The following is a 22,862-nucleotide window of genomic DNA, read 5'->3' as shown; positions in this document are numbered from 1 at the left end:
ACCATGCCCAAGGGATACTGGATCGCTCGCGTCGATGTGCGCGATGCGGAAGGCTACAAAGACTATGTCGCAGCCGCCAAGCTGGCCTTCGACCGCTTCGGCGCCAAGTTCCTGGCGCGCGGCGGCGCGCATGAGAAGGCAGAGGGACCGGGCCGCGACCGCAACGTGATCATCGAATTTCCGTCGCTTGCGGTGGCGCATGACTGCTACCACTCGCCCGAATACCAGCGCGCCGTCGCGATCCGCCAGAAGGTGGCCGATGGCGAAATCGTCCTGGTCGAGGGGATTTAGGCGCGAAGCCGGTTCGCCGCTGCCTCCGCCATCGCATCGGCGAGGCTCAGGCCCCATTGCTTGCGACAGTAATCGCGAAAATCGAAGCAAGGCAGGCCCGGGCAGACCTCGAACTCGATGACATGCACGCTGTCGTCGGCTTCGACCCGGAAGTCGATGGAAAAGACGTCCCGCAGGCCAAGCCCGACCATCAGGCTTTCGGCGATGCGACGGATTCTTGCATCGGCTCGAGGCTGGCTGGCGCCAACGGGAAGCAGCAACGGCTCGGCGTAATTTCCCGTGGCTTTGGCCGCTTCGCCGGTATTGCCGTAAAGCGCCAAGCTGTCCTGCATGGTTTGGAAATCGCCGCCCGAATCGACAAAGGCGACGCCGAGCGCCTCAATGCCGGTATCCGGCTTCAGGCCGAGAAAGCTGGCCCGCACATTGCGTCCGGGGACATAGGGCTGGACGACGACATCGTCGCGATAGGCGGCGAATACGCGCCGGCTAAGCTTTAGCGCGTGGCCGAGATCGTGACAGCGCGAATCCGGCCAGATGCCGATCTTGGCGCCGAGCCGGTTCGGCTTGACGAACCAGCCGGCCGGCGAGGCCGGCGGCGCGACCAGCCACGCACCGTCACGGGCAAGGCCCGCCTGCGGCACCGGCAGGCCAAGCGCGCCGAGCACGGCGCCGGACCGGAACTTGTCTTGGCAGAGCGCGAACAACGCATCGTCGGCGCCGATCGCGTCGAAGCCATTCAGCCGTGCCAGAGCCGGTGCCGCGCCGCCGCGGAAATAGGCAATGCCGTCGGTCAACGTCCAGACAAGCGAGGTCTTCGGAACTTCGCCGGCGAGAACGCTTGCGGCGTCGTCGAGCGCCACCGGCGCAAACGACAAGCCGCGCGTTTGGCAAGCGGCGGCAAGTGCGTCGAATTCAGCAGCGATGTCGGTCGATTGCGCCAGGTAGGAGGCGATTTCGGCGGCACGCTCCGGCACATGATTGTCGGTGACCAGCCGATCGAAACAGGCCTGTTCCGGCTCGTAGACAAGGATCAGCTTCGGCTTGCGGCTTGACATGACTGAACGATTTCCCGGCAGCACGATTGCTAGAGCAATTCCAGGAAAAGTGTGAAACGGTTTTCCGTCCGGAATTGCTTCAAACAAAGAGATAGAGCGGTTCAGCGTTCCCGCGAAACGATGAACCGTTCTAGCATCGCACGGCGAGCGCATTCGGCTTTCGCGGAATCGACGTCAGCCGGGTGCCCGCACGACAGCAACTGCTCTCAGGCAATCAACACGCGCGGCTCGAAGCGACCATTGACCGGAATGTCGAGCATAAACGTCATGCCGGCTTGCGGGTCGAGCAGGCGCTGCTTCTCGCTCTTGCCCGACCAGGCGGAGGTGACCGCGAGCCGGTCGGCATTCCCGCCGACAAAAGCCGGACAGGACGGTTGCGTGACCGGCATCGCCACCGAACGGACAAGTTTGCCGTCGGGCCCATAGGCTTCGACGACGCTGCCGCCCCAGCAGGCGTTCCACAATATGCCGTCGCGGTCGAGCACCGAACCATCGATATAGCCCTTGGCCGAACGGTGGTCGACGAAGACCTTCGGTTCGCCAACCGGCAGGCCGGTCGCCGGATCGCAGCCGACGCGCATCAACAGCCCGGTGCTGGTGTCGGTGTAATAGGCGATGGTCCCATCTTCGGAAAAGCAGATCGAATTGGGCACCGTGATATCCGCATAGAGCCGGCGCAGCTCGCCCTTGAAGAACCAGTAGATCGAACCGGCGGCCTTCTCCTCGCCCTTGCCCATGGTGCCGACCCAGAGGGCGCCGCAAGGGTGAACGCGTGAATCGTTCGAGCGGGTGAGCGGATTGTCGGCCTCGATCGGCGTGTGCAGCGTCAGCTTGCCGGTCGCGACGTCGCGGACATGCAGGCCGGTTTCCGTGGCGATCAGCTGACGCCGGTCGTCGATGACGGCAATCGCACTGGCCATCTGGTGGAGCTCGTGGATCTTGACCGCACCGCCGGACAAACGCTTTTCCAGGAGCTGGCCGTTGACGATGTCGAACCAGTAGAGCGTGTCGGTGGCGGGGTCATAGCTTGGTCCCTCGCCGAGTTGGCAGACGTGGTCGGAAAAAACCGAAACGATGGTCTCGCTCATCATGCCACTCCAAACGCCGCGTCCCAGGCCTGAACTGCGGCTTTCGCCCGTGCTGCCACTTCGTCGACGCTCATTCCCGGCTTGAACAGGCTGGAGCCAAGACCGAAGACGCTGACGCCGGCTGCCTTGTAGCCGGCAAAATCCTTGTCTGAAACGCCGCCGACGGCGCCGACCAGCACATTGGCCGGCAGCACCGCGCGCATCGCCGAAATGCCTGCCGCGCCAAGCACGCTCGCCGGGAAGAATTTCAGTGCCGAAGCACCGAGCCGGATGGCCTGGAATGCCTCGGTTGGCGTGAACACGCCGGGCATCGTCACCATACCGTACTGCATGGCAGGGCCCATGACCTCGGCATCGATATTGGGGCTGACCAGCAGCCGCCCGCCGGCTTTGTGCAGACCGTCGACATCGGCGGCGGTGAGCACCGTGCCGGCGCCGACCAGAGCTGTCGGAGGAAGCGCTTCGACAATGCTGGCGATGGAGGCAAAGGGCTCGGGCGAGTTGAGCGGCACCTCGATCGCTTCAATGCCGGCGCCGAAGATCGCCTGGCCGATCGCCACCGCCTCGCCTGGCTTCAGGCCGCGCAGGATCGCGACCAGACCCCGCTCGAGCTTTGGAAAAGGTGCGGTTTCGGTCATGCGACAACTCCATTTTTGGCGATCATGCCATTTTCGCGCGCGGCTTCGGCGAGGCCGGCACGCACCGCCTCGTCGGCGTCGACGGCCCTGAAAGCGAGCCCGGCAAGGCCGAGCGCCTCGGCATAGAGCGTGCCGAGTGCGCCCGACGCGATCAGCACGACGGGCACAGCGCTTGCTTCATAACGGCGATTTGCCGAAGCGATCTCGCCGCCGATCAGCAGGCCGGACAGGCAGGCTGCGGCACCTTCGGGCTTCAGGTCCTGCAGCAGGCTGGCGGCGCGGATCGAGAACAAACTTGAAACGACGTCACCGCCTTCGGCCAACGCCTTCAGGCACCAGTCCCGAAAAAACGGACTTTCGGCGGCAACCGGCTGCGGCGGCTCGCCCAGCGAATGGCGCAGGATCGAGTGCGCGGCGAGCACCGAAAACAGCTCGCCGGTCGGCCAGGTGCCGAACCCGGCAACGGAGCCGTCCTCGACCAGCACCCATTTCGAATGGGTGCCGGGCATGCAGACGAGGTGACGTCCCTTTGCCGGCAAACCGGCTCCGGCAAGCTGCGTTTCCTCACCGCGCATGACGTCAGGTGCATCGGCGAGGCGTTGGGCAAGGCCGGGCACGATGCGGATATCGCGGCGCTGGCCGGGGATGCGGGCAGCGTCGGCCAGGATAGCGCCGATTGGCGTGGGAACGCTGACATAGGGCGCCTCCAGCCAGCCCTGGCGCGAGCCGGCCATGCCGCAAATGATGACCGGCAGGTTTTCGGGTGCGCCCATGGCGGCCAGATGCCCTTCGAGAATGGACGAAAACCCTTTAGCCTGAGCGGTGATCAGTCCGTCATCGCCGCGCCGCTCGGCGAGAACGTCGCCGGTGCCGTCGAGCAGCCATACCCTCATGCGCGTGGTGCCCCAGTCGACGGCCGCGACGGAAGCTGCCTTGCTCGGTGAGATCACAGGAACCCCCCGTCGACGATCAGCATCTGCGCGGTCAGCATGCGTGAAGCATCCGACGCCAGGAACAGCACGGTGCCGACAATGTCTTCCGGCTGCATCACACGCTTGATGCACTGCTTGGCGACGTGGGCGGCGAGCGCCTCTTCGGTGACCCAGAGCTTTCTCTGCCGCTCGGTGATTACCCAGCCGGGCGCGATCGCGTTGACGCGAATGCCGTCGGCACCAAGCTTGCCGGCGAGACCCTTGGTGAGGCCGACGATGCCGGCCTTGGCGGCGGTATAGGCCGGCATATCGGGATGGTTAATGAGAAACGAGGTCGAGGTGAAATTGATTATCGAGCCGCCACCGGCCCGCTTCATGCCTGGCGCCACCGCCTGTGCGCTGAAGAAATGCGGGCGCAGGTTGATGGCATGGTTGTTGTCCCAGAACTCGACCGTGACGTCTTCGACGGCATGACGGTCATCCTGAGCGGCATTGTTGACCAGCACGGTCACGTCGCCATGCGCCTCGGCGGCTTTGGCGATTGATACCCGCAATGCCTCGATGTCGCGTATGTCGGTCTTGAGATAGAACGGCCGCCGGCCGAGCTCCTTGTCCAACCGATCGGCCAGCGCCAGGCTCGGACGGTCGGCGATATCGATAAAGGCGACCTTTGCCCCCTGGCGGACAAAACCTTCGGTCAAGGCAGCACCAATGCCGGAGCCGCCGCCGGTGATCAGCACCGAAGCGCCTTCGAGGTCGGCAAAGCGTGCCGATGGCATCATGAAATTCTCTCCCGGTCCAATGATCTCGGTCGGCCGGCGCGCATCCTATCCAGCCGTGTCGGGCGGGCAAGGGCGAAAGAGTGGATTGGCGCGACTTATGTCCGACAAAAGGCCGCACGCGCCGCCGATCGATCAGCCGCCCAGCCGGACGCGGTACAATTCGACGGCGGCTCCACTGGTCCCGGCAACCGGCGCAAGCCATTCCGGCACGCTGCCGCGCATCAGCCCGGCAAGAAAGCCTGCCGGCGCCTTGGCGGCGAGGAGCTTGCTTTCGGCGCTGCCGGGGCACAGCGCGACGAGGCCGACGTTATGATCCGCGACGACCGTCTTGGCATCGGCATCGGACCCAAGGAAGGCATCGAGCGCCAGCAGGTTGCCGGCGACATTGCGATGATAAGGCCCGGCGAAGACGCGATGTCCGGAATAGGCCAGGATAGGCGATCCGAGATTGGAAATTGCCAGCACGGTGGTGCCGGGCAGGCGGCCGAGCGCCGCAAAGGAGGCCTTGCGCTGGCAAGCGACATCGGTGCCGTCGCCATTATCCGCCGTGGTGTTGCTGTCTTCGAAGGCTACCGAGGTCGCCGCGGCAGCCCCAGTCCAGACCGCATTCACCGAAACCAGCCAGACGGCAGCCATGCGCAGCGCCACACCGCGCGACGCGCTGGCCTCGGCCCGTTGACGCCATTTGGCAATCCAGGCGGCAAGCGGAATGACGGCGAAGGCGATCGAGAATGTCGAACCGCGTACCTGCCAGGCGCTGACGATGAAGGCCACGACAAGCAGCGCGCCGACAAGGCTGTCCTGCCGCCGCCAGCCACCGCGGCCAAGGCGAAGCGCCATCAGCACGAGCGCAATGAGCGGCGTGGCATAGCGCGCCACCACCCCGGCCGGATCTTCAGCGAGCAGCTTGAACAGCGACTGCGCCTCGTCGATGTGATCAAGCCACAGCTCCTTGAGGCGCGGATCGAGGTTGGCGTAGGGCGCTGCCAGGCATTGTGGGAACAACAAGACGACGACAGCGCCCAATAGCATGGCGAGCAGGCCAAGTGAGGCGATGCGCCGTTGGCGCGTGCGGCCGGCCGGCTCGATCGACGCTATGGTTGCAAGGCCGGTTCCGGCAATCGCTGCGACGACGAACTGCACGGCCGAGAAGGCGTCGCATTGCGCCTGACCCCAAGCGGACCACGGAATGGTGACGACAAAAACGAGGGCGGAGATGCCGGCAAAGCCGAGGCCGAAATCCCTGGCGATCGACCTCTCGCCATTGACGTCGAGGGCAAACAGCATGGCGACATAGGCGCCGATGGTGGCAACGTATGGCGCGGTTTCCATACCGATGGCCAGCATCAGCCCGGCGCATAGGCCGGAGAGCAATGCCGCCGCCTTGCGCAATGGCGCTTCAAGCAACAAGCTCAGGCTGGCCATGCTCAGCATCAGCTGGATATTGTGGTGATCGAGCGCGCCAGGCGAAAAAATGCCGAGGAAATGCAGTGCGGCGGCGCCGACGACGACAGCCGGCAGCACAGCGCCGTGACCGGCAAAGCTGCGTGCGGCGCGGGCGGTGAAAAATACGGTCAGGCAGAAGAGCAGCGCCGGCCACAGCACTTGCGCGACATTCTCGGCAAGCGCCGCGCTGCCGGTCAGGGCCGATACGGCGATGATGATGGCGGCGATCGGCGCATCGACCAGCCGCGACCAATGCATGACGAAGCCGCCTTCCAGGCCCATCCTGTACTGGTGGAGATCGAACCAGCTTTGGCCGGCGAGCATGTCGCGAACTTCGACGAGGCGCAGCAGATTGTCGTTGTCGCCGCCGGCATTGGTCAGTGCCGGGAAGCCGGCAAAGGCATTGACGGCAAGTGCCAGCACCGTGGCAAGCAGCGCCAGCGCGATATCGGACCTCCAAATGGAGGCGCCATCGTCGGCTGTGCTCATATCAGGACCTTTGGAGGAATACGGGGCGGCTTAAACCTAGCCTTAACAGCTTCAATAAATAGTAAAGCCGCCCGAGCGAGGCCGGCGTTTGCGCGGTCAGGGGCCTCACGGGGCATCCGGAGACGAAAATGCCACAAGACGTGCGCCATGAGCCGAGCATCGCCGTGCTGCTGCCCTGCTACAATGAGGAGCTGACGATCGGCGAAGTGGTGCGGCGCTTTCGCGAAACGCTGCCTGCCGCCGCGATCTATGTCTACGACAACAATTCGCGCGACCTGACGGCGCTCCGAGCCCGCGCCGCCGGCGCCATCGTGGTGCGCGAGCCGCGCCAGGGCAAAGGCAATGTCGTGCGCCGCATGTTCGCCGACATCGAGGCCGACATCTACCTGATGGCCGACGGCGACGGCACCTATACGCCGGAGGACGCGCCGCAACTGATCAACACGCTGCTGACCGAGCGCTCCGACATGGTGGTGGGCACCAGGCGCGGCGTCACCGACGATGGCGGCAGGACCGGTCATGCCTTCGGCAACCGCATCTTCAACAGCCTCTACAAGCGGCTGTTCGGTTCCGACTTCACCGATATCTTCTCCGGCTACCGCGCCTTCACTCGGCGCTTCGTCAAGAGCTTTCCCGCGGTTTCCAGCGGCTTCGAGATCGAGACCGAAATGTCGGTGCACGCCTCGCAACTCAAACTGCCGGTCAGCGAGATCGGGCTCGACTATGGCCGACGGCCGGAAGGCTCCTCGTCGAAGCTATCGACCTTTCGCGACGGCGCGAAGATCCTGTGGATGTTCGCCATGCTGATGAAGGAGACGCAGCCGCTGCGTTTCTTCGGCGCTTTTTCGGTGTTCTTCCTGGCATCAAGCCTGTTTCTGATGGCGCCGGTGCTGATCGAGTTCGCCGAAACCGGGCTGGTGCCGCGCATGCCGACGTGGGTGCTGTCGGTCGGGCTGCTGCTGCTGTCGATGCTGGCGGCGGTGACCGGGGTAATCCTCGATTCGGTGTCGCGCGGCCGGGCCGAGCAGAAGCGCATCTTCTATCTGTCGATGCCTTCCGGCCGCATCGAACGCGAACGCGCAAGTGCGCTCGCGACTCTGAAGACCGGACCGCGCAAGACCCCGCGGGCGGCTTAGAGCCCTAAATGGGACGCCTCGCCCGCTTCATTGTCGCCGGCGGCATCGGCTTCGTCGCCGACGCGGCGGCGCTTTGGCTGGTGTTGGCGATAGCGCCGCTCGGACCCTTCGCGGCTCGCATCATCTCGATCGGTTTTGCCCTGTCCGTCACCTGGCTGATCAACCGCCATTTGACCTTCTCGCCTTCCAGCCGCGGCGTCGCGCAAGAGAGCGCACGCTATGGCGGCGTCGGCATTGCCACCAGCCTCGTCAATTATCTCGTCTATTGCGCCATGCTGTTCGCGCTGCCGATGGTGCCGCCGCTCGCCGCCCTTGCGGTCGCCTCACTGGTTGCCATGGCGCTGTCCTTCCTCGGCTATTCCAAGCTGGTCTTCGACCGCTGAAGGCACATCGCATTGGGGTCTGCGCCAAGCGAAGCGCAGCCTCATCATGACCTTGGCCGATTGGCAGAGGCCGCCGATTTCCTTATATCGCTCTCGTCGGTGCATCGGCCCGAAAAATCGGAATCGATTTTCGGAAAACACGATGCATGGATTCAAAGTGTTGGAGCGTACTTTGTGCATCCAAGTGGATCGCCCCAAGTGCGCCGGAGAGCTGCCATGCCCCTGAAAGTCGCCGTCCAGATGGACCATATCTCCACCGTGTCGATTGCCGGCGACACGTCGTTTGCGCTGTCGCTGGAAGCGCAGCGGCGCGGGCACCAGCTGTTCCACTACACGCCCAACCGGCTGTCGCTGCGCGATGGCAAGGTGTTTGCCCGTATCGAGGCGATGCAGGTCCGCGACGAGAAGGGCAATCATTATTCGCTAGGCGAAGAAGTCCGCACCGACCTATCGGAGATGGACGTCATCCTTTTGCGGCAGGATCCGCCCTTCGACATGAACTACATCACCACCACGCATATCCTCGAGCGCATCCATCCGAAGACGCTGGTGGTCAACGACCCGGCCTGGGTGCGCAACAGCCCGGAAAAGATCTTCGTCACCGAATTTCCCGACCTGATGCCGGATACGCTGATCACCAAGGATCCGCTCGAGGTCGCCGCCTTCCGCAAGGAGTTCGGCGACATCATCGTCAAGCCGCTCTACGGCAATGGCGGCGCCGGCATCTTCCACCTGCATGAGGCCGATCGCAACCTCGCCTCGCTGCTCGAAATGTTCGGCCAGATGTTCCGCGAACCCTACATCGTGCAGCGCTACCTCAAGGAGGTGCGGGCTGGCGACAAGCGCATCATCCTGATCGACGGCGAGCCTGTCGGCGCCATCAACCGCGTGCCGGCCGAGCACGATTCGCGCTCCAACATGCATGTCGGCGGCCGCGCCGAAAAAACCGAGCTGACGGAACGCGAACGCGAGATCTGCGCCCGCATCGGCCCCTCGCTGAAGGAGCGCGGCTTCATCCTTGTCGGCATCGACGTCATTGGCGACTACATGACCGAGATCAACGTGACCTCACCGACCGGCATACGCGAAGTGCAGCGCTTCGGCGGCGCCGACATCGCCAGCCTGTTCTGGAATGCGGTGGAGGAGAAGCGCAGCTAGCCTCGCTTCGCGAGCGGCCGCGTTGCAAACCATCGCAGCCGTTGCGTTCAGCCGTTCCCCAAATGTTCTTGCCTTCGCCGGAAATCTGTGGTTGTCTCCGGTGACGCCGTTCGCGGCATGATCGCAAAGGCTTGGGGCAAAAGCCGCATCCGGGGTGAAGACATGGTGGCGCGGGTTCGCACGGTTGCTTTCCAAGGCATCGAGGCCGTGCCGGTCGACGTGCAGGTGATGATCGCGCCGGGCAAGGTCAACATGCACATCGTCGGGCTGGCCGACAAGGCTGTAGCCGAAAGCCGCGAGCGGGTGCAGGCAGCACTTCATGCATCCGGCCTGTCGATGCCGTCGAAGAAGGTCACCGTCAATCTGGCACCCGCCGACCTGCCGAAGGAGGGCAGCCACTACGATTTGCCGATCGCGCTCGGGCTGATGGCGGCGCTCGGCGCCATTCCGGGCGACATGCTCGCCGGCTATGTCGTGCTTGGCGAATTGTCGCTCGACGGAACCATTGCCGCGGTGGCCGGCGCGCTGCCGGCGGCAATCGGCGCCAATGCCGAAGGCAAGGGTCTGATCTGCCCGTTCGCCTGCGGGCCGGAAGCGGCCTGGGCCGGCAAGGATTTCGACATATTGGCGCCGCGCAGCCTGATTGCCATCGCCAATCATTTTCGCGGCACGCAGGTTCTGTCACGGCCGGAAGCCGGCATCCATGCCGCGCGCGCGACCTGCCCGACCTTGCCGACATCAAGGGCCAGGAGACCGCCAAGCGGGCGCTGGAGGTGGCGGCCGCCGGCGGCCACAATCTTTTGATGGTCGGGCCGCCGGGGTCGGGAAAGTCGATGCTGGCGCAGCGGCTGCCGTCGATCCTGCCGCCGCTGGCACCCAGGGAATTGCTCGAAGTCTCGATGATCGCCTCGGTGGCCGGCGAGCTCGGGGAAGGAAAACTCACCGACCGGCGGCCGTTCCGCGCGCCACATCATTCGGCCTCGATGGCGGCGATGGTCGGTGGCGGGTTGCGCGTGCGGCCGGGCGAGGCCTCGCTCGCCCATCACGGCGTGCTGTTCCTCGACGAGTTTCCCGAATTCTCGCCGCAGGCGCTCGATGCGCTGCGCCAGCCGCTGGAGACCGGCGACTGCATGATCGCGCGCGCCAATCATCGCGTCACCTATCCGGCGCGCATCCAGCTGGTCGCGGCGATGAACCCGTGCCGCTGCGGCATGGCCGGCGAGCCGGGCTATCGCTGCCTGCGCGGCGACCGCTGCCGCACCGACTACCAGGCGCGCATTTCCGGCCCGCTGCTCGATCGCATCGATCTCAGGATCGAGGTGCCGGCGGTCTCGGCCAGCGATCTGATCCGGCCGGACCGGGCGGAGAAGAGCGCAGCCGTGGCACTACGCGTCGCCCGTGCCCGTACGATCCAGCGTGAGCGTTTCGAACGGCTCGGCGCGACCTCCGCCACCACCAACGCGCATTGCTCGCCGTCGGTCATCGAGGAGATCGCCATGCCCGATGCCGCCGGCCTGTCGCTGCTGAGGGATGCCAGCGAAAAGCTCGGCTTTTCCGCACGAGCCTACCACCGCGTCCTGAAGGTGGCGCGGACACTGGCCGATCTCGAGGCCAGCGAGACGGTCGGCCGCATCCATCTGGCCGAAGCGATTTCCTACCGCATGAGTTCGGAGCGGATGGCGCAGGCGGCGTGAGGGACGCTCCCCTCCCCCTTGAGGGGAGGGTGGCCGCGAAGCGGCCGGGTGGGGTCAGTGGTGGGACCCTCGGCCTTGCTGTATTTCGAAACCGATCCGCGTGCGGAGCGTTGCCGTGCTCTTCCCGAGGCGCATCGTCAGAATGGGCGTCAGCGCACTGCACCCAGGACCCCTCCCGGCCCCTCGGGCCACCCTCCCCTCGAGGGGGAGGGGACGCTGGCGACTATCGCTCCTGCCCTTTCGCCTTCAATTCCAACCTCCGCGCGTGCAGCACTGGCTCGGTGTAGCCGTTGGGCTGGACGCGGCCTTTGAAGACGAGATCGCAGGCGGCGAGGAAGGCGATGGACTTGTCGAATTCCGGCGCCATCGGCCGGTAGAGCGGATCGCCTTGGTTCTGGCGATCGACGATAGCCGCCATGCGCTTCATCGTCTCCATGACCTGCTCGGGCGTGCAGACGCGGTGATGCAGCCAGTTGGCGATGTGCTGAGAGGAGATGCGCAGCGTGGCGCGGTCCTCCATCAGGCCGACGTCGTTTATATCTGGTACTTTCGAGCAGCCGACGCCCTGGTCGATCCAGCGCACGACATAGCCCAGAATCCCCTGCGCGTTGTTGTCGAGCTCCTTCTGGATATCTTCCTGAGACCAGTTCGGCAGCCTTGCCACCGGTATCGACAGGATGTCGTCGAGCCTGGCCTTGGGCCGGCTCTTCAGAGCCTGCTGCACGGCGTGGACGTCGACCTTGTGGTAGTGCGTGGCGTGCAGGGTTGCCGCCGTCGGCGACGGCACCCAGGCGGTGTTGGCGCCGGCCTTGGGGTGCGCGATCTTCTCGGCCAGCATTGCCGCCATCAGGTCGGGCATCGCCCACATGCCCTTGCCTATCTGGGCGTGGCCGGCCAACCCGCATTCCAGCCCGGTATCGACGTTCCAGGCTTCGTAGGCCGCAATCCAGGCGGCCTGTTTCATGTCGCCCTTGCGGATCATCGGGCCGGCTTCCATTGAGGTGTGGATCTCGTCGCCGGTGCGGTCGAGGAAGCCGGTGTTGATGAAGACGACGCGGTCCCTGGCAGCGCGGATCGCCTCCTTGAGGTTAACGGTGGTGCGCCGCTCCTCGTCCATGATTCCCATCTTGATGGTGTTCCTGGCCATGCCGAGCAGCGCTTCGACGCGGTCGAAAATCTCGACGGCGAAGGCAACTTCGTCGGGCCCGTGCATCTTGGGCTTTACTATGTACATGGAGCCCGCGCGAGAATTGGCGCGGCGCCCGTTCGGGCCGATGTCGTGCAGCGCGACCAGCGCCGTCAGCGCCGCATCCATGATGCCTTCCGGCACCTCGTTGCCGTCGCGGTCCGATATCGCCGGATTGGTCATGAGGTGGCCGACATTCCTGACCAGCATCAGCGAGCGGCCGGGCAAGGTCAGCGTGCCGCCATCGGGCGCGGTATAGGCGCGGTCGGGGTTGAGCCTGCGGACAAAGCTCTTGCCGGCCTTGGTGATCTCCTCGGCCAAGTCGCCCTTCATCAGGCCGAGCCAGTTGCGGTAGACCAGCACCTTATCCTGCGCATCCACTGCGGCGACCGAATCCTCGCAGTCCTGGATGGTGGTCAGCGCCGATTCCAGCACGACATCGGCAATGCCGGCCGGATCGGTGCGGCCGATCTGGTTGTTGCGGTCGACAACGATTTCGATGTGCAGGCCGTTCTTGACCAGCAGCACGGCTTCGGGATTGGCGGCATCGCCGCGATAGCCGGCAAACTGTTTGAGGTCGGCAAGCGTGGTGGCGCCGGCACCCTCGCCCAGCCGCAACATGCCGTTGGCGACCGCAAGCCCGTTGACGCCGACCCATTTGCCTGTCGTGAGCGGCACCGCCTCGTCGAAGAAGCTTTTCACCCAGGCGACGACCTTGGCACCGCGCGCCGGATTGAATTTGTTGCCTCGCTCGGCGCCGTCCGCCTCCGGGATGGCATCGGTTCCGTAGAGCGCATCGTACAGCGAACCCCAGCGCGCATTGGCGGCGTTCAGCGCATAACGCGCGTTCATCACCGGCACCACCAGCTGCGGCCCAGCGACCAAAGCGATTTCCGGGTCGACATTTTCGGTGGTCACGCTGAAGGCCGGCCCCTCGGGCAGGAGATAGCCGATCTCGCGGAGGAACGTCTTGTAGGCCTCCATGTCGACGGGGGCGCCATTGTCGCGGTACCAGCGGTCGAGCTTGTCCTGCATGGCGTCGCGCTTTGCGAGCAGCGCCCGATTTTTTGGCGAGAGATCATGGACGATGGCCGAAAAACCGTTCCAGAATGCCTCCGCCTCGATGCCGGTGCCCGGCAGCGCCTCGTTCACGACGAAATCATGAAGCTCGCGGGCAATCCGCAATCCGGCGATCTCGACGCGATCAGTCATCAGGGCTTCTCCAGACGAAAGGCTAAGCCGGGCCTTTGACATGTCACGGTTGCAGGGTCAATTCGGCTTAGGATGAAGGTAGGGCGTTTTGGGGCGGTGGCCTTCCCTTCTCCCCCCTGTGGGAGAAGGTGTCGCCGAAGGCGACGGATGAGGGGTGCTCCAGAAACCACCATCGTCTCATTCCTTCCAGCACCCCTCATCCGTCTCGGCGCTTCGCACCGATCCACCTTCTCCCACAAGGGGAGAAGGAAGAGGGTCCCTCTACACCGCAATCCTTGGCCGTCCCGACGCCACCGCCACGACATGCGCCTCGATGAACATGCGCTGGCCCTCGACGGTGGAGACGCGGAACTCGCTGGCGATTTCGATCTCGGCGCTGTCGGTGCCGGCATCCTTCGCCCGCCCGGCGGCAATCGCCCGCACATCTTTCTCCGCCGCGGCGATCGCCGCCGCCTCGTCGTTGAAATCGCGTACGCTTTCGCCTGAGGCGACGCGGAACAGGCCTTCCTTGGGCTGGCTGACCCGCGCCTCGGCCGAGACCCGGACCTGGCCGACGACGGCGCCGAGCGCATTCGCGACATCGGTATCCTCCGGCACCACGCATCGATTGCCTACCAGCTCGGCCAGCCCGGCATAGTGCAGCGGCGCCGAGGCGCCGAGGCCGATGACCGGACGGTCGAGCGCGACGCTGAGGCGGGCGATGCCGGGATGCGCGTCGACGGCGCGCTGGACCAGGGCATGGGCGACGGTCGCAGCGCCATCCAGGCCGTCCTCGGCAAAGGCGGTCTCGAGGATGACTTCCGCCGAGAGGCGGGTCAGCGTGGTCAGCACCCGTTCCGAGATCGCCTCCGGCGAGGCGGCGATGAACTGGCCGCGGCCGTCACGCCTGCGCGCGAACAGCTCGGCACCGAGACGCGCCGCGGCCGCATCCCAATTGGCCTGCCTGCCCAGCACATGCGCGGCGTCCGATGGCGTGAAGCCGGCAACATGCACCAGCCCACGCGACACCAGCCGGTTCAAGGTGGCGTTCTGGGCATTCGAGGTCAGCAATCTGTCGAGAGCCTGCGGCACGGCACCGATCAGTTCGTAAAGCTTGGCTTCGGCACCGGTCAGTCCGGCTGCGAGCCGCTCCGGCACCCCGGTCCGAACCGCCAGGCGTCCGTCCATGCGGCCAGGATTGGGAGCCCGCAGCTGGCGTTCCAGCTCTGATGTAACCGCCTCGCCATGTATCATGCCGGCCAGCGCCAGCGGCACCAGGCGGCGCGGCCCGAGCAGGATTTTCGGGTTGAGCACGCCGTCCTCCAGCGCCACTTCGGAATCGCCGCCCAGCCCAAAGGTGCGCATGGCGACGGCTTCGACCATGGTGCGGAAGCCGCCGACGGTGGCGCCTTCCGGATCGAGCCGCGGCCGGCCCTTGTCGAGCACGGCGACGTCGGTGGTGGTGCCGCCGATGTCGGAGACCACGGCATCGTCGAGGCCGGTCATGTGGCGGGCGCCGACGAGGCTGGCGGCCGGGCCGGACAGGATCGTCTCGATCGGCCGCTGGCGGGCAAAGGCGGCCGAGACCAAAGCGCCGTCGCCGCGCACCACCATCAGCGGAGCGGCGATGTTGCGCGCGGTCAAAAAGCCTTCGGTCGCCGCGACCAGCCGGTCGATCATCGAGATCAGCCTGGCGTTGAGCAATGTCGTCAGCGCCCGGCGCGGGCCGCCGAGCTTGGCCGACAGCTCGTGGCTGGCGGTGACCGGCAGGCCGGTCCTGTCGCGGATCAGGTTCCGCGCGCTTAGCTCGTGCGCCGGATTGCGGGTGGCGAAATAGGCGCAGACGGCAAAGCCGGACACCGACTTTTCCAGTTCCGGCAAAGCTGCCTCCAGCCCGGACAGGTCGAGCTTTGCCGCATTGCCATGGACATCGTGGCCGCCGGGGCAGAACACCACCGGATCGGTGCCAAGTGCGGCCTTCAGCCCGTCACGGGCCAGGTCGCCTTCGGCAAAGCCGATCATCACAAGTGCTACGCGCCCGCCCTGGCCCTCGACCAGCGCATTGGTGGCCAGCGTCGTCGACATCGACACCAGCTTGATCGCCGCCGGGTCGGTGCCGGCTTTTTGCAGCACCGCATCGACCGCGCCCGATATGCCGACGGCGAGATCGTGGCGCGTCGTCAGCGCCTTGGCCTTGGCCAGCACTTTGCCGCTTGGGCCGCCGGCCTCCGACCACAGCACCGCGTCGGTGTAGGTGCCGCCGGTGTCGATGCCGAGGAACAGGGGTGAGGGTTTGGGCCTGGCGGTCATATTTGCGTCCGGAGAATTCGTCTCCGCCCCTTAGCGGATACCGGCCGATCGATAAAGCCGTGATGGCTGGGCCACGGGCGATGATCGTGGTGACGGCCAATCTCCCCCCTCGTGGGGGAGATGTCCGGCAGGACAGAGGGGGGCGCTGTCCCGCCGACCTTGCCACGATCTAAGGCACCTCGGCGAGCCCCGCCGCAATCACGATATGCTGGCAGACATTGTCGATGTCGCGGATGATGTCATCGTTCCAGAAACGCAGGACGGTCCAGCCGTCCCGTTCCAGGCGCACTGTCCTTGCTTCGTCTCTGGCACCAGCATCGGCTTCGGTATGCTGGCAGCCGTCGACTCGACGATCAGCTTCTGCTCCGGGCAGGCGAAATCGACAATGTAACCGGCGATCGGAAGTTGTCGCCGAAAGCCAAGCCCCATCAGCCGGTGCGCGCGAAGCTCGTTCCAGAGCTTCAATTCAGCAGAGGTCATGACCTTACGCATCGATCGGGCGTTTGCGCGATGTTTTGGAGGCAGTGGCGTGTGAGGCATTGTGCTCCTGAAATTGGCGCTCTACGGCGCCCCCTCTGTCCTGCCGGACATCTCCCCCACGAGGGGGGAGATTGGCAGCTTTGACGCCTACCCCACAAACCCCACGCGCTTGTGGCTGCCATCGCAGAACGGCTTGTTGGCGGAATGGCCGCAGCGGCAGAGGAAGGTGCGTTGGGTGCGGTCGACCGTGTGGCCGGTGCCGGTGACGATTTCGACATTGCCTTCGAGCTTGAGCGGGCCGTTGGTGGTCGGCGTCACGGTGAGCGGGCCATTGCGCGCCTCCAGCGCCGGCGTGTCCTTCAGCGGCGGTTCGCCCGTGGCGGTGAAGCCTGCCTTGGCGTGGCTGCCGTCGCAGAACGGCTTGTTTTCCGAGGCGCCGCAGCGGCACAGCGTGGCGCGGAAGAACGTCTCGCCGCCAAGCACGATCTCGGCGTGCACCGCCAGCGGGCCGTTCTCCCTGATGCGCACGGTGTTAACCACCGGCGGCTGCTCCTGCGGCCCGCCATCCTTGCGGATATAGGTGATGGCGCCGGACGGGCAGGCTTCGGCGAGCGCCACGATCTTCTCGACGCTGGCCGCCTCGGGGTGGATCCATTGGCCGGGCGCATTGGGCACGAAGACATGGGGATCGCCCAGCACGCAATTGCGCGAATGGATGCAGCGGCGCCTGGAAAAGCCGATATCGATTTTTTCGCCTTCGACCGTGCCTGCCATGGGTGATCTCCTTGCTGAAGGCGTCACGCTATGGCGGCGGCCGGGACGGCGTCAAGCTGCCTGAGAGGCTGGGCGCCTGATCTCCCCCCTTGAGGGGGAGATGTCGCCGAAGGCGACAGAGGGGGGCGGCTCGACTGGGCTCGGCCTGCTACTGCAGAACAGGCCGGCGCTCCACGCGCGGCGACCCCCTCTGGCCTGCCGGCCATCTCCCCCTCGAGGGGGAGATTCGCGCGCTACGGAACCAGATCGATTTCCTCGGTCTCGCCGCCGCTGCAGGTGTAGCAGCAATCGTCGCATTTTTCCGTGTTGCCGGGACCGACGCCCCAATAGGTGCTGTCGTCGCCATCGACCCAGGCGCCATAGCAGATCGATTCGCCGTCATTGCAGGACAGCGGGATCGACTTGGTCTCGCCGTCGTTGAGATAATAATCCTGATTGTTGCCCGGCCAGACATGGTCGCGGTCCTGGCTGTAGAGTTCGACGCGCATGGCGTTGGGATGGCTGTTCCTGATCTCGAACGTGACATCGCCGGCATGCGCGACGGGCGCAAACAAGGCGGCAAGGCAAAGCGCCGCGGCAGCGCGGCGCGCGAAAGCGTAAGACAACATGATGATTCCCCCCGGAACGACACGGCCTGCCCGGCCGCGAGGGGGAACATGGCATGATGGCGGGATGGGTGGAAGAGGTGATCGCGGCATTTGCGCTCCGCGTGACGCGCGAGGTTGCCAAGCAAGACCCCTCTACGGTTTGCTTCGCAAACCACCTCTCCCCGGGGCGGGGAATGCCAATCGCCGAAGCCTCACAAGGCTTGGGTTCCTCGCCCCCACAAGGTGGGGGAGAGGTGGCCGCGAAGCGGCCGGAGAGGAGGCGGTCCGACCGGGCTCAACGTCCGGGCTTCAGCAGCGTCCATATCCAGCCGATAAATGTGAGCACCAGGAACGGATACCCGGCAGCGGGCAGCGGCGTCGAGGTCGGCAGCAACGGCGCACCCCACAGGATCAGGCCTGCCGACACGACAAACAGCAAAGCCGCCACGACAGCGGTAAGCCGCATCCACAGCGCGAAGGTTTTCGGCCCGCTGACCATGACAAGCGCAGCCGCCCAAAGCGAGATACCGCCGACATAGGAGGGTACGCTGGCCTGGAGGCCTGCGGCATTGCCGGCCAGGAGCAGACTCTCGCCGGCGAGAAAGGTCAGAAACCCGGCCGCCACCCAGTCATTGCCCTGCCGCTGATACTTCATCGTCAGAAGTGCTGCGGCCACTACGACCGCCACGCCATCGATCGTCCAGAGTGTTTCGCGGAGGGGGGCGCTCTCCACGAAGGTGCCGGCAAGGCCCAGAGCGCCGCCGATGGCCAGGCCGATCGCGGCGACGATGTCCAGAGTGGAGCCCACTGAGATCTCTCCCCCGAAGCCGCCTAAGGATACTTCAGCGCGAAGCGTTCTCAAAGGATGAGCTCAAGGAGGCGGATATTTGACGCGGTCGGAGGTCGCTACCAGCTCGATTCTATGTGAGAGGCAACTCATGCAGGGCCCTCAGTAACTTGGCGATTACGTCCAGCATTGTCGGATTTGCCGCGAAGTACTTCAGCAACCAAGATTCGTGTCCGACTACCCATTGCGCGGCGCAGTAGCCAAACCCCGCGCCTGTTACCGCCTTGCCTTTGTGTTTCCAAACCAGTCGTGCAAAATCTGTCGCTCTCTCTATCGCTATTCGAGCAAAGTTTTTGGCACCTTCTGAGTACCTCCTTGACTGCCGGCTTTCTGGGTCGGGCACTTCTGGAGCGACTTTTGCTTCTTCAGAAAGGACCGCCACTACATTCGCTGCGGCTGCCCCGAGTTGTACAGCCTGTTCAAGCACTTTTTGGCCTTCCGCGGGCGGCACCAGCTTTCGTCTCGCATCAGGGCCTAATAGAGCCTCGTCGCGCCGCGCAAGTTCCGCATCAAACGAGACAAAATTGTTGTAATCTGAGATCAACTTACGAAGCGAAAGTAACAGATCATCGGGTAGCGGAGCCAGTTTGGAAAAATCGTCCCTTCCCTGATGTGCTGCAAGGTCGTGACGGAGACCATCACCTCTCGGAATCAATAGATCCGGGTCCACGTCTTCGATGGACGAGCCAAGCGAATCCCGAAATAGTGATACCTCATCAACGACGGCGGACGATGCATTTCCGCCCTGCTCGGCACGGGAATAGTGCGCCAACAGCGCTTCGGCACGCCGAAGGACCTCACGGTGGCGCTTTTGTGCGCTAACATCGTTACGCAGCTTACCAGCGCTTCCCCGAGGAACAACATCTATCGGAGCATCTTCATGTCCAGCAAATTGAATAGCGCCTTGAGTTTGGGGCTCGGCCCGCCCGATGTCTACGACGTTGATTTGGTTGGCGGCTTGATAGATCCCATTGCCAACACGCTGGATTTGCCCCGCTGAGGCTAGTCGGCTCAGGTCTCCTCGAACGGTTTTCGGCACAACTGAAAGCCCAGCCTCCTCAAAGGCCCTTGAAATCTCCCCGATGGACGCGGGCTCTTTCCGCTCCTCCAAGAATCTGATGATGAATTGACCTATCGTTGGATTCTTTTGATCCAACTCAAAAGTGCGCCGAGCTTCCACCCAAGCTGCTACCGCTAAGTTTACGTTAACAGGCGATTGGTTCCAAAATTCGCTCCCCCTTGTCGCTATCCAGCCATCGAACGCTTCCCCCTCCCTTGGGCCGAGGCCATAACTTGGGCGCCCGTCCAATCTGCTTCGATACCATCCCGACCAAATTTCCCAACCCTCCCCCTGCCTCCTTAGATTTCGGGCCAAGGAATTATATACGGAAAATGCCCAATCTGGCGTATTGCCCAACCACAGCTTCTCGGATCTCAGCCCAATAGAACCAAGCTGGGACTGTTCAAGGTAATTGATATCGTTCGACAGGGCACGCCAAATGGCGGCAACGTTCTTACCGCCGCAAGCGGCGATAGCTCGCTCCACGGTGCGCCACGCTACTGCGCGCGGCACATCATCGTCTTCAAATACCGCTGACTCCTTATCAAAGAATGCTGCTGCTCTCGACGCCAATTCCATGGCGTTAAACACAGCATACAACTGATCATCTGGGCTAACATAGCTGGTCGCTTCCTCCATAGCTGCGGAGGACTGCATGAATGGGATGTTGCCTTCAGCGGCAATTTCAGTTCCGACGACGAATTGCTCGGTAGTTGCTCTGAGAACTTTGAGAAAAAGCCTGCCCGCTAACTCTTTCTCAATCTGACCACGACCCTCGAATAGCCCGCCCGAAAGTGGAAATATCCTCAGCACTGTACGGACAGTAACTGTTTGGACCCACACGGGGTCCTTTCCCTCCAGCCACTTTCTAAAATCCGGAATGTTAGCAATTGGCGGTGATACTGTTGGCACTGTTGCCCCTGAGACCTACAAGGTTGCGGCTAGAGCTTTCGTTGGCAACGGTGTGCGCCAAGCGACTTCGCCGCTTTCGGAGCGTTTGACAACGCGCCGAAGGGGCGGCTTGTACAGAGTTCCGTCCGTTACTATGCATTATCAGCAACGACCCGGAAAGGACCTACAAGGTTTGGAACTTTTAAAAGCTCGCTAAAGAACATTACTTCGACACCAGCAGGTGAGGACTGCCTCGCGCTGTACCCAAGTTCATAAGTCAGTCTGGTACTCTTGGAATAGAAATTGCGGATTTGAGGTGCGTTATCATACGAAACAATCCATCTATGCTGGGACATCCGTTCTATTATAAACGAGGCTAGCTCTTGATGATCTTTCGGTTGATAAAAATCATAGTATAGATCGCGGCCTTTGACATAATATGGAGGGTCAAGATATATCAGCGTCTTAGTCGGCCAAATTGACAGGCCCGTCTTTAAAAATTCAAGCGCATCTAGCCGACTGAGCGAAATTCGAGACCTCATCTTCGCAATGGATTCAATCCGATAGACAAGCTCCATCCGATTGAACCGAGCATCAATCTTCCACGGACCACTCTGGTCGCGCCCTCCTATTATACCGCCATTGAGTATGCCAGAGCGGTTTGTTCGGTTGAGGAAGAAGGTGGCGAAACCAAGATTTAGGTCATCCTGCTCTTTTTGATTCTTGAATATGCTCTTCTGCTTTAGCCACGACTCCAGAGTTAAAGGTGTATCTCTTATGAGCCTACAGAGATCATCCGTCTCGTCTAGGACGCATTTCCAAAAAGAATATATTGGTTTACTATAGTCGTTAATACAAATTCGCGATACATATTCCTGCATAAGAAGCTCTAATGCAATTGCAGCGCCCCCAGCGTAAGGTTCTATATAGCAACCATCAAGTAAATTGTTATGACTAAGGATCTCCTTCACGTATGCGGCGAGTTTTCCTTTGCCGCCGGGGTATCGAAGTGGCGTAAAATGGGTGAGGCGGCGCCGGCTAGGTGAACTACAATCGGTCACTGCCATATCTTTTCGAAGAACAGTTGAGCGTTATCCCAAGCAACCTTTAGGTCACGCTCAGTTGGAGAATAGAATCTATTGTGTTCATAATTGTGCAGAGTGTCGACGAATAGCGGGCTGTCCTTATCGTCTATTCCTTTCTCGACACCGGCCAAGTCCTTTTTTGGTGTACCTGCAGCGACAATGCCTTCGATGGCTTCGCCGACCTTTTTTCTGAGGTTTTTGTCTTTGTTGCCGCCTGTCGTGCTTACCTGCAGAGGAATTCCTTGCTGCGTCAGATAGTGATCCACGGATTGCTCGAGAAATACGCGAAATAGGACCGATATTGCGTGCGGAAAATCCGCTATCGTTAGGTTTCTAAGTTCCTTTGCTATCTCTGCGATTTTCGGATTTGACACAGTTAAATAGCAGTCTCGGGGTATGAGCGTCTTACGCAGCGGCACTGGCCTGGGCTTTGGCTTGGGTTTCGGAGCAGGAGGTGGCTTGAAGTCGCGATCGCCAAGTTCATCGACGGATTTTAGCTCACCAGTGCGCTTGGAAAGGTTCGGGAGGTCCTTTCCGAGTTTGTTAGCGTAACCCACCATTTGGTCGCGGTTTTTGAGCGCGCTCACATTGATGACCTCGTTCGCCAAATCAAGAACAATTCGCCTTATCGGCTTAATAACTTCGGCAGGCGGAAGGTCGGTTTTTAGCTTGGATTCGGAAACGTCTACCCCGATTAGATTACGAACAGCAGGCGTAGATAGGAGGCGATCAAGGGTTGAAATCGGGAAGTGATCCTCTACTAGCGCCTTCTCCTCGTCACTTAGTTCGCCGTGTTCAAGCACTAAATCGAGTGCCTGCAGCGCTGGATCTCGACCGCGGAAGCGCGCCGTAGCAACGCCTCCCCAATTTACAATTCCCCGTCCTTTGTTCTCCCCCGTGTGACGTTGATTTAGCCAGGCGGCGGCACTCGGTCGATCTCCTATCTCGAAGCAAGCAATCGGCTGAGTTCGATCCAGATCGAACTGATCGGCCAAGTCCTCCAATCTCTTTTTTATCGCGGACCGTACTTCAAGAGAACTCAGTAAATGCCTATTGTTCAATACCCTGATCGTTGCTAAGCGCCTGTTGCCCTCAAGCACTATATATTTTCCAAGTTCGAGCGGGGACTTCAGAACAAGCCATCTGTCCATCGGGTTGAGGCCGTCTGATACAATGCTCTCAGCGAGCACAACCAGTTTAACGTCCTGGTCTTCGATGACTTTCTGTAGCGCCTCGCGCTGACTTTCGCATCGACTAATACGCGGATTCTCTAAATCAAGCAGTAGCTCATCAATCGTTAGCTCTAATCCAGCCATTATATTCCCCCCGGGCGCCCCATCTTTACGATAGCTTATTTGG

Annotated in this window: 18 protein-coding genes and 2 pseudogenes; 5 read left to right on the top strand and 15 right to left on the bottom strand. The window is 62.7% G+C overall.

Annotated features, from left to right (window positions below; translation table 11 throughout):
- Positions 1 to 3 precede the first annotated feature (3 nt).
- Positions 4 to 291, top strand: coding sequence for a DUF1330 domain-containing protein (locus tag NKJ72_RS10090; RefSeq protein WP_254815722.1), 288 nt, complete (start codon positions 4 to 6; stop codon positions 289 to 291).
- Here NKJ72_RS10090 and NKJ72_RS10085 read toward each other — a convergent pair.
- The 6 genes from NKJ72_RS10085 to NKJ72_RS10060 all read right to left on the bottom strand — a co-directional run bounded on the left by NKJ72_RS10085 (position 288) and on the right by NKJ72_RS10060 (position 6,721).
- Entirely contained in the window at positions 288 to 1,346 is a 1,059-nt protein-coding gene (locus NKJ72_RS10085; protein ID WP_352476895.1) for a D-alanine--D-alanine ligase family protein, read from the bottom strand. The genes NKJ72_RS10090 and NKJ72_RS10085 overlap by 4 nt on opposite strands.
- A gap of 206 nt (positions 1,347 to 1,552) precedes the next feature.
- Entirely contained in the window at positions 1,553 to 2,434 is an 882-nt protein-coding gene (locus NKJ72_RS10080; RefSeq protein WP_352476893.1) for an SMP-30/gluconolactonase/LRE family protein, read from the bottom strand.
- A complete protein-coding gene (locus NKJ72_RS10075; RefSeq protein ID WP_352476892.1) occupies positions 2,434 to 3,072 on the bottom strand; it encodes a 2-dehydro-3-deoxy-6-phosphogalactonate aldolase in 639 nt (212 codons plus the stop codon). Before NKJ72_RS10075 ends, NKJ72_RS10080 begins: the two co-directional genes overlap by 1 nt.
- Positions 3,069 to 4,019, bottom strand: coding sequence for a 2-dehydro-3-deoxygalactonokinase (locus NKJ72_RS10070; RefSeq protein ID WP_352477096.1), 951 nt, complete (start codon positions 4,017 to 4,019; stop codon positions 3,069 to 3,071). The genes NKJ72_RS10075 and NKJ72_RS10070 overlap by 4 nt, the downstream gene beginning before the upstream one ends.
- Entirely contained in the window at positions 4,019 to 4,786 is a 768-nt protein-coding gene (locus NKJ72_RS10065; RefSeq protein WP_352476891.1) for an SDR family NAD(P)-dependent oxidoreductase, read from the bottom strand. Before NKJ72_RS10065 ends, NKJ72_RS10070 begins: the two co-directional genes overlap by 1 nt.
- A gap of 132 nt (positions 4,787 to 4,918) precedes the next feature.
- On the bottom strand, positions 4,919 to 6,721 hold the full coding sequence (locus tag NKJ72_RS10060) for a GtrA family protein (RefSeq protein ID WP_352476890.1): 1,803 nt from the start codon (positions 6,719 to 6,721) through the stop codon (positions 4,919 to 4,921).
- Positions 6,722 to 6,849: 128 nt separating this feature from the next.
- On the opposite strand from NKJ72_RS10060, the gene NKJ72_RS10055 reads away from it, so the two are divergent.
- The 4 genes and pseudogenes from NKJ72_RS10055 to NKJ72_RS10040 all read left to right on the top strand — a co-directional run bounded on the left by NKJ72_RS10055 (position 6,850) and on the right by NKJ72_RS10040 (position 11,092).
- Entirely contained in the window at positions 6,850 to 7,857 is a 1,008-nt protein-coding gene (locus NKJ72_RS10055) for a glycosyltransferase (RefSeq protein WP_352476889.1), read from the top strand.
- A gap of 8 nt (positions 7,858 to 7,865) precedes the next feature.
- Positions 7,866 to 8,240: a GtrA family protein gene (locus NKJ72_RS10050; RefSeq protein WP_254815715.1), complete on the top strand. Its 375-nt coding sequence runs from the start codon at positions 7,866 to 7,868 to the stop codon at positions 8,238 to 8,240.
- A gap of 216 nt (positions 8,241 to 8,456) precedes the next feature.
- Positions 8,457 to 9,398: a glutathione synthase gene (gshB, locus tag NKJ72_RS10045; RefSeq protein WP_352476888.1), complete on the top strand. Its 942-nt coding sequence runs from the start codon at positions 8,457 to 8,459 to the stop codon at positions 9,396 to 9,398.
- A 162-nt stretch (positions 9,399 to 9,560) separates the two neighbouring features.
- A pseudogene (locus NKJ72_RS10040) lies at positions 9,561 to 11,092 on the top strand (YifB family Mg chelatase-like AAA ATPase).
- Positions 11,093 to 11,315: 223 nt separating this feature from the next.
- Here NKJ72_RS10040 and NKJ72_RS10035 read toward each other — a convergent pair.
- From NKJ72_RS10035 to NKJ72_RS09995, 9 genes and pseudogenes are all read right to left on the bottom strand, one after another.
- On the bottom strand, positions 11,316 to 13,490 hold the full coding sequence (locus tag NKJ72_RS10035) for a malate synthase G (RefSeq protein ID WP_352476887.1): 2,175 nt from the start codon (positions 13,488 to 13,490) through the stop codon (positions 11,316 to 11,318).
- A gap of 261 nt (positions 13,491 to 13,751) precedes the next feature.
- Positions 13,752 to 15,779 carry a hydantoinase/oxoprolinase N-terminal domain-containing protein gene (locus NKJ72_RS10030; protein WP_352476886.1) on the bottom strand — a complete coding sequence of 676 codons (2,028 nt, stop codon included), beginning with the start codon at positions 15,777 to 15,779 and terminating at the stop codon, positions 13,752 to 13,754.
- Between the two features lie 169 nt (positions 15,780 to 15,948).
- Positions 15,949 to 16,319: pseudogene (locus tag NKJ72_RS10025) on the bottom strand (endonuclease domain-containing protein).
- Between the two features lie 87 nt (positions 16,320 to 16,406).
- Positions 16,407 to 17,033, bottom strand: a complete 627-nt coding sequence (locus tag NKJ72_RS10020; RefSeq protein ID WP_352476885.1) for a CDGSH iron-sulfur domain-containing protein — start codon at positions 17,031 to 17,033, stop codon at positions 16,407 to 16,409.
- 233 nt (positions 17,034 to 17,266) lie between these two features.
- The gene (locus tag NKJ72_RS10015; protein WP_502901842.1) at positions 17,267 to 17,641 is read right to left on the bottom strand and encodes a hypothetical protein; all 375 of its coding nucleotides are present in this window, start codon (positions 17,639 to 17,641) and stop codon (positions 17,267 to 17,269) included.
- Between the two features lie 274 nt (positions 17,642 to 17,915).
- Positions 17,916 to 18,428 (bottom strand): hypothetical protein, encoded by a 513-nt coding sequence (locus tag NKJ72_RS10010; RefSeq protein ID WP_352476884.1) that lies wholly within the window; start codon positions 18,426 to 18,428, stop codon positions 17,916 to 17,918.
- A gap of 112 nt (positions 18,429 to 18,540) precedes the next feature.
- The gene (locus tag NKJ72_RS10005; protein ID WP_352476883.1) at positions 18,541 to 20,370 is read right to left on the bottom strand and encodes a hypothetical protein; all 1,830 of its coding nucleotides are present in this window, start codon (positions 20,368 to 20,370) and stop codon (positions 18,541 to 18,543) included.
- A 200-nt stretch (positions 20,371 to 20,570) separates the two neighbouring features.
- Positions 20,571 to 21,485 carry a DNA adenine methylase gene (locus NKJ72_RS10000; RefSeq protein WP_352476882.1) on the bottom strand — a complete coding sequence of 305 codons (915 nt, stop codon included), beginning with the start codon at positions 21,483 to 21,485 and terminating at the stop codon, positions 20,571 to 20,573.
- Complete coding sequence (locus NKJ72_RS09995) at positions 21,476 to 22,819, bottom strand: hypothetical protein (RefSeq protein ID WP_352476881.1); 1,344 nt, start codon at positions 22,817 to 22,819, stop codon at positions 21,476 to 21,478. The genes NKJ72_RS10000 and NKJ72_RS09995 overlap by 10 nt, the downstream gene beginning before the upstream one ends.
- Positions 22,820 to 22,862: the final 43 nt, after the last annotated feature.

The organism is Mesorhizobium sp. M0045, from assembly GCF_040323385.1.
Classification (GTDB): domain Bacteria; phylum Pseudomonadota; class Alphaproteobacteria; order Rhizobiales; family Rhizobiaceae; genus Mesorhizobium.
Note: the sequence above shows the minus strand (reverse complement) of the source record. Positions and strands in the feature narration are given on the sequence as shown.

Excerpts from the sequence above, each read along its gene's own strand:
- NKJ72_RS10065 (WP_352476891.1), bottom strand. The coding sequence starts at position 4,786 with ATGATGCCATCGGCACGCTTTGCCGACCTCGAAGGCGCTTCGGTGCTG.
- NKJ72_RS10080 (WP_352476893.1), bottom strand. The coding sequence starts at position 2,434 with ATGAGCGAGACCATCGTTTCGGTTTTTTCCGACCACGTCTGCCAACTC.
- NKJ72_RS10020 (WP_352476885.1), bottom strand. The coding sequence starts at position 17,033 with ATGGCAGGCACGGTCGAAGGCGAAAAAATCGATATCGGCTTTTCCAGG.
- NKJ72_RS10000 (WP_352476882.1), bottom strand. The coding sequence starts at position 21,485 with ATGGCAGTGACCGATTGTAGTTCACCTAGCCGGCGCCGCCTCACCCAT.
- NKJ72_RS10055 (WP_352476889.1), top strand. The coding sequence starts at position 6,850 with ATGCCACAAGACGTGCGCCATGAGCCGAGCATCGCCGTGCTGCTGCCC.
- NKJ72_RS10015 (WP_502901842.1), bottom strand. The coding sequence starts at position 17,641 with ATGTTGTCTTACGCTTTCGCGCGCCGCGCTGCCGCGGCGCTTTGCCTT.
- NKJ72_RS10050 (WP_254815715.1), top strand. The coding sequence starts at position 7,866 with ATGGGACGCCTCGCCCGCTTCATTGTCGCCGGCGGCATCGGCTTCGTC.
- NKJ72_RS10060 (WP_352476890.1), bottom strand. The coding sequence starts at position 6,721 with ATGAGCACAGCCGACGATGGCGCCTCCATTTGGAGGTCCGATATCGCG.
- gshB (WP_352476888.1), top strand. The coding sequence starts at position 8,457 with ATGCCCCTGAAAGTCGCCGTCCAGATGGACCATATCTCCACCGTGTCG.
- NKJ72_RS10085 (WP_352476895.1), bottom strand. The coding sequence starts at position 1,346 with ATGTCAAGCCGCAAGCCGAAGCTGATCCTTGTCTACGAGCCGGAACAG.
- NKJ72_RS10090 (WP_254815722.1), top strand. The coding sequence starts at position 4 with ATGCCCAAGGGATACTGGATCGCTCGCGTCGATGTGCGCGATGCGGAA.
- NKJ72_RS10030 (WP_352476886.1), bottom strand. The coding sequence starts at position 15,779 with ATGACCGCCAGGCCCAAACCCTCACCCCTGTTCCTCGGCATCGACACC.
- NKJ72_RS10075 (WP_352476892.1), bottom strand. The coding sequence starts at position 3,072 with ATGACCGAAACCGCACCTTTTCCAAAGCTCGAGCGGGGTCTGGTCGCG.
- NKJ72_RS10035 (WP_352476887.1), bottom strand. The coding sequence starts at position 13,490 with ATGACTGATCGCGTCGAGATCGCCGGATTGCGGATTGCCCGCGAGCTT.
- NKJ72_RS09995 (WP_352476881.1), bottom strand. The coding sequence starts at position 22,819 with ATGGCTGGATTAGAGCTAACGATTGATGAGCTACTGCTTGATTTAGAG.